Source organism: Sulfuricaulis sp. (assembly GCF_041499725.1).
Taxonomy (GTDB): domain Bacteria; phylum Pseudomonadota; class Gammaproteobacteria; order Acidiferrobacterales; family Sulfurifustaceae; genus Sulfuricaulis.
Window position 1 is genome coordinate 1 of record NZ_JBGQKW010000117.1, and the last position, 5,528, is coordinate 5,528.

General features: G+C 61.0%; 4 protein-coding genes. All 4 read right to left on the reverse strand.

From position 1 onward, the window contains the following. Window positions 1-141 precede the first annotated feature (141 nt). The gene (locus ACC569_RS13615; RefSeq protein ID WP_372524079.1) at window positions 142-588 is read right to left on the reverse strand and encodes a hypothetical protein; all 447 of its coding nucleotides are present in this window, start codon (window positions 586-588) and stop codon (window positions 142-144) included. Window positions 589-808: 220 nt separating this feature from the next. Further along, window positions 809-3,127 carry a DNA topoisomerase IV subunit A gene (gene parC / locus ACC569_RS13620; RefSeq protein ID WP_372524080.1) on the reverse strand — a complete coding sequence of 773 codons (2,319 nt, stop codon included), beginning with the start codon at window positions 3,125-3,127 and terminating at the stop codon, window positions 809-811. Next, window positions 3,127-3,561, reverse strand: a complete 435-nt coding sequence (locus ACC569_RS13625) for an SRPBCC family protein (RefSeq protein WP_372524081.1) — start codon at window positions 3,559-3,561, stop codon at window positions 3,127-3,129. The genes parC and ACC569_RS13625 overlap by 1 nt, the downstream gene beginning before the upstream one ends. Continuing rightward, a complete protein-coding gene (parE, locus tag ACC569_RS13630) occupies window positions 3,561-5,453 on the reverse strand; it encodes a DNA topoisomerase IV subunit B (RefSeq protein ID WP_372524082.1) in 1,893 nt (630 codons plus the stop codon). The genes ACC569_RS13625 and parE overlap by 1 nt, the downstream gene beginning before the upstream one ends. Between the last annotated feature and the right edge of the window lie 75 nt (window positions 5,454-5,528).

Below are 5,528 nucleotides of genomic sequence, written 5' to 3' on the forward strand. Positions count from 1 at the left end.
ATTAAGTCCGTTCGTGGTGAGCCCGTCGAACCACGAACGGACGAATCGTCTGCCATTTACGGCATTTCCCGTTCGCCCTTCGACAAGCTCAGGGCGAACGGGAAACTTGATTAAAGGTTCCCTAATTGTTGAGACTTTACGTTATGTGCTCGGTTTTCCCGCCGGCGCCATGTCACGGCCAGGGCGTTTGCAACTGTCCGGATTTTCACGGCACTTCTCGCGGTGCTCGCGCATCTCCTCGCGTCTTTTCTTGCACTCTTCCGGGTTGGCCTCGCACTTGGCGCGCATTTCGGCGCGGTGCGACTTCATCTGCTCGCGCTGCTTCTGGCACTCCTCGGGATTGGCCTTGCATTTGGCCTTGCGCTCCGCCATGCGGGCTTTCGTCTCCTCGCAGCGCTTCGGGTCCTGCGCGCATTTTTCCTGCATGCGCGTTTTCATCTCCTGGCACTTCTGCGGGTTGTCGGCGCACCACTGCTGACGATTGGGTGCCGGCCCGGGCTTGCCAGCGGCGTCATCGGCCAACGCCACGCCTGCGAATAGGCCCAGGAAGGCCGGGATTAAAACAAGAGAACGGATGTTTAGTTTCATGAAAAAAGACTCCATTTGTTGGTTGCATCAGGACAAGTTTAACGCAGCAACCCAATTGGGGTTGACGGGAATGTTTCGTGTGCGCTACGCGCACGGGTTAAGAGGCTGATAGCGGGTGGCTCCGCCTCTGCACCCTGGATGCCCGCCTCCGCGGGCATGACAAAAAAACGTAGCTTTCGCGGGGATGACGATAATTTAATTTGAGGGGGCGGAAATACTTTTACTGCGCCACTTCAATTCCCTTCACTTCCTGATATCCCTTCGGCAATCTCCCACCGCGCTGCGTGCGCTCACCCTCGTAGAGATCAACTTCCTCCGGTGAAACCGTCAACTCGCCCTTGCCGGTATGGACCACCAGTGTCTGGCCCTCGCCGAAAACAACAACACCGGCAATGGCCTCCTCGCCCTTGGCAAACTTCGCCGTGGGAACGTTCAGGATCTTGTTGCCCTTGCCCTTCGGCATCTGCGGCAGTTCCTTGACCTTGAACACCAGCATCTGGCCGGTGGTCGTGGCCGCCGCGAGGTAATCTTTTTTAATATCGGTCACGAGCTGCGGCATGAGTACTTTCGCGCCCTTCGTCGCCTTGAGCACTGCCTTGCCGGCTTTCTTGTTCGCGACCAGGTCCTCGAGCTTGGCGACGAAGCCATAACCGGCATCGGTCGCGAGCAAGTACAAGTCCTCGGGATTGCCCATCATCACGCCGGCCCAGGTTGCGCCGGGAGGCGGATTGAGACTGCTCGAAAGCGGCTCGCCATGACCACGCGCCGAGGGCAGTTTGTGTGCGGGCAGCGAATAGGTGCGGCCGGTGGAATCGATAAATACCGCCAGTTGATTGCTCTTGCCGCGCGCCGCCTGGTGGAATTTATCGCCGGCCTTGTAATCGAGCGTTTTGGGGTTCATCTCGTGGCCCTTGGCGGCGCGCACCCAACCCTTTTCGGACAGCACCACGGTAATCGGCTCGGTCGGCAGCAGCGCGGTCTGGTCGATCTGCTGCGCGGCTTCGCGCTCGATAAGCGGCGAGCGGCGCGTGTCACCGAATTCCTTGGCGTCCTCGATAATCTCGTCGCGTACCAGTTGCTTCAGCAGCCGCGCGGACTTGAGCGTTTTTTCCAGGTGAAGGCGCTCGCGTGTCAGCTCGTCCTGCTCGCCGCGGATTTTCATTTCTTCGAGTTTGGCCAGGTGCCGCAGCTTGGTCTCCAAGATCGCCTCGGCCTGTATTTCCGTCAGCTTGAAGCGCTTGATGAGCTTGGGCTTGGGCTCGTCCTCGTTACGGATGATGTGGATCACTTCGTCCAGATTCAGATAAGCGATCAGCAGGCCGTCGAGGATGTGCAGCCGCGCTGTAACGCGTTCGAGCCGGTGCGTGAGCCGCCGGCGCACGGTCTCGATGCGGAACTTGATCCACTCCTTGAGCAGGTCCTTGAGGTTGTACACCCGCGGCCGGCCGTCGAGGCCGATCATGTTCATGTTCACACGGTAGCTGTGCTCGAGATCGGTGGTCGCGAACAGATGCGACATCAGTTCCACCGGATCGATGCGGTTGGAACGCGGCATGATCACCAGGCGCGTCGGATTCTCGTGGTCGGACTCGTCGCGCAGGTCTTCGACCATGGGCAGCTTCTTCTGCTGCATCTGCTGGGCGATCTGTTCGATGACCTTGGAGCCCGACACCTGATACGGCAGTGCCGTGATGACGATGGCGCCGTCCTCGCTTTCCCATTTGGCTCTGGCGCGGATCGAGCCGTTGCCGGTTTCGTACATCGTGCGGATTTCGCTCTTGGGCGTGATGATCTCGGCCTCGGTGGGATAGTCCGGGCCCTTGATGTGCTTGAACAGGTCCTTGAAGCCGGCGTCCGGCTCCTCGAGCAGGTGCACGCAGGCAGCAGCGACCTCGCGCACGTTGTGCGGCGGGATGTCGGTCGCCATGCCGACGGCGATGCCGGTGGTGCCGTTCAGCAGCACGTGCGGCAGGCGCGCCGGCATGATCTTCGGCTCCTGCAGCGTGCCATCGAAGTTGGGCGTCCAGTCGACCGTGCCGTGTTCGAGCTCGGACAGCAGGATCTGCGCGAAGCGCGTGAGCCGCGACTCGGTATAACGCATGGCGGCGAACGACTTGGGATCGTCGGGTGAACCCCAGTTGCCCTGGCCGTCGATGAGCGGATAGCGGTAGCTGAACGGCTGGGCCATGAGCACCATGGCCTCGTAGCAGGCGGTGTCGCCGTGCGGATGGAATTTGCCGAGCACGTCACCCACGGTGCGCGCCGATTTTTTGTGCTTGGAGGCGGCGTTGAGGCCGAGCTCCGACATCGCGTAGATGATGCGCCGTTGCACGGGTTTCAAACCGTCACAGATGTTCGGCAGCGCGCGATCGAGAATGACATACATGGAATAATCCAGGTACGCTTTTTCGGTGAAGGCCGCGAGCGGCAGGCGCTCGATCGAGGCGGCGCGCGGACGCGCGAGCGGCTGCGACTTGCCGCGCTTGCCCGTGGATTTTTTGCCCGCGGTGTTTTCCTTGCTGGAGGGTTTCTTTGCCATTAGCGTTTCGCTTCGGCGGTTCGCTTCAACGCCAGATTCATCAGATTAAAGGCTTTGAGTGTTTTCTTGGTGATAAAAGGCATTACCAGCGATACAAGTAAACCGGAGAAGTGCTCTCTCTGGATGAAGCGGACACCTTTGATGCCGTTCGGCACGATGAAAAACGCCTGTTCGCGATCGAAGACACCTTCGATAAACCGCCAGCGGCGCCAACGCAGTTCAGTGGCAGGAATAACCTTCACGACACGTGGCGAAAATTTATATTCACGACCTGGAAGGCGTGCCTGGATCTTCAGGCGCTGGCCCGGCGACAGACTTCCTTGAATGGAAACCAGGACGGGGTTCCATTTAGGGTAATCGGGGAAATAGGTCAGCACGCGCCACACCATTTCAGGCGAGGCGGCGACGTCAACGGCGGTCTTGATGGTCGGCACTAGATGACCTCCGCCTTGTTGCCATTCTTCTCGAGCCAGTTCTTGCGGTCGGACGCGCGTTTCTTGCCGAGCAGCATGTCGAGGAGCTTGTTGGTGTTGTCGCCGGACTGGATATCCAGTTGCACCAGCCGACGCGTCTTCGGGTCCATGGTGGTCACGCGCAGCTGGTCGGGGTTCATCTCGCCCAGGCCCTTGAAGCGCGTGACCATCGGCTTGGCGCGCGAGCCGCTCGATTCGATACGCTTGAGGATCGCCGTTTTCTCCTCGTCGTCGAGCGCGTAATGGATTTCCTTGCCCACGTCGATGCGGTACAGCGGCGGCATGGCGACGCACACGCGGCCGTCCGCCACCAGCGGCCGGAAGTGGCGCACAAACAGCGCGCATAAGAGTGTCGCGATGTGCGCGCCGTCGGAATCGGCGTCAGCGAGAATGCAGACCTTGCCGTAACGCAGGCCTTCGAGATTGCTCGAGCCCGGATCAACGCCGAGCGCGACCGCGATATCGTGCACTTCCTGCGAGCCGAGCACCTCGGCGGATTCCACTTCCCAGGTGTTCAGAATCTTGCCGCGCAGCGGCATAATCGCCTGGAATTCGCGGTCGCGCGCCTGCTTGGCGGAGCCGCCGGCGGAGTCGCCTTCCACCAGAAACAACTCGGTGCGCGACAGGTCCTGGGCCACGCAATCCGCGAGCTTGCCGGGCAAGGCCGGGCCACTGCCGATTTTCTTGCGCGCGACCTTTTTATCGGCGCGCTGCCGCTCCTGCGCCGATTCGATCGCGAGCACCGCGATCTTCTCGGCGTCGGCTACGTGCTGGTTGAGCCACAGACTGAAACTATCCTTGGCCACGCCCTGCACTAAACCAGCGGCTTCGCGCGAAGTCAGCCGTTCCTTGGTCTGCCCCGAAAATTGCGGGTCGCGCATCTTGAGCGCGAACACGTAGCTCGACTTGCCCCAGATGTCCTCGGGCGCGAGCTTCACGCCGCGCGGCAACAGGTCGCGGAACTCGCAGAATTCGCGCATGGCGTCGGTCAGCCCGGCGCGGAAGCCGTTGATATGCGTGCCATCCTGCGTGGTCGGGATGAGATTGACGTAGCTTTCCATGATCGGCTCGCCACCCGCCGGCAGCCACACAATCGCCCAGTCCACCTCGCCATCGTCGCCCTTGTGATGCCCGACGAAGGGCTCGGCGGGAAGATATTCCCAGCCCTCGATCTGGGTCTCGAGGTAATCCTTGAGGCCGTCCTCGTAATGCCACTCCTCATTGTCCTTGGCGTCGGCTTCGTTCGTGAAGCTGATGTACAGGTCCGGACACAGCACTGCCTTGGCGCGCAGCACATGCTTCAGGCGCGGGACGTGGAATTTCACCGTGTCGAAAAACTGGGCGTCGGGCCAAAAGCGGATGATGCTGCCGGTGACGCCTTTTTCCGCCTTGCCGACCGCCTTCAATTCCGAAGTCTTCTGCCCGTCGGCGTAGGACATGCGGTATTCCTTGCCGTCGCGCCGCACCGTGACCTCGAGCTTGTGCGATAGCGCATTGACCACCGAAACGCCCACGCCGTGCAGGCCGCCGGAATAGGTGTAATTCTTGTTCGAGAACTTGGCGCCCGCGTGCAGGCGCGTGAGGATCACCTCGACGCCCGACACACCCTCCTCCTTGTGCTTGTCCACTGGCATGCCGCGGCCGTTGTCCGCGACCGAGACCGAACCGTCGGCGTGCAGCGTAACGTCGATGGCGCTGCAGTGGCCGGCGATGGCCTCGTCCACGCTGTTGTCGACCACTTCCTGGACGAGATGGTTCGGGCGGTCGGTCTGAGTGTACATGCCCGGACGGCGGCGCACCGGCTCGAGGCCGGTCAGGACTTCAATGGCGGAAGAATCGTAGACGGCGCTCATGGGTGGCGGATCGTTAACGGTGGAAAATTATCAGGGTTGGTTTTTTAGCAGGCGCCGGAGATCTTCCGGGGCGCG

Excerpts from the sequence above, each read along its gene's own strand:
- ACC569_RS13615 (WP_372524079.1), bottom strand. The coding sequence starts at position 588 with ATGAAACTAAACATCCGTTCTCTTGTTTTAATCCCGGCCTTCCTGGGC.
- parC (WP_372524080.1), bottom strand. The coding sequence starts at position 3,127 with ATGGCAAAGAAACCCTCCAGCAAGGAAAACACCGCGGGCAAAAAATCC.
- parE (WP_372524082.1), bottom strand. The coding sequence starts at position 5,453 with ATGAGCGCCGTCTACGATTCTTCCGCCATTGAAGTCCTGACCGGCCTC.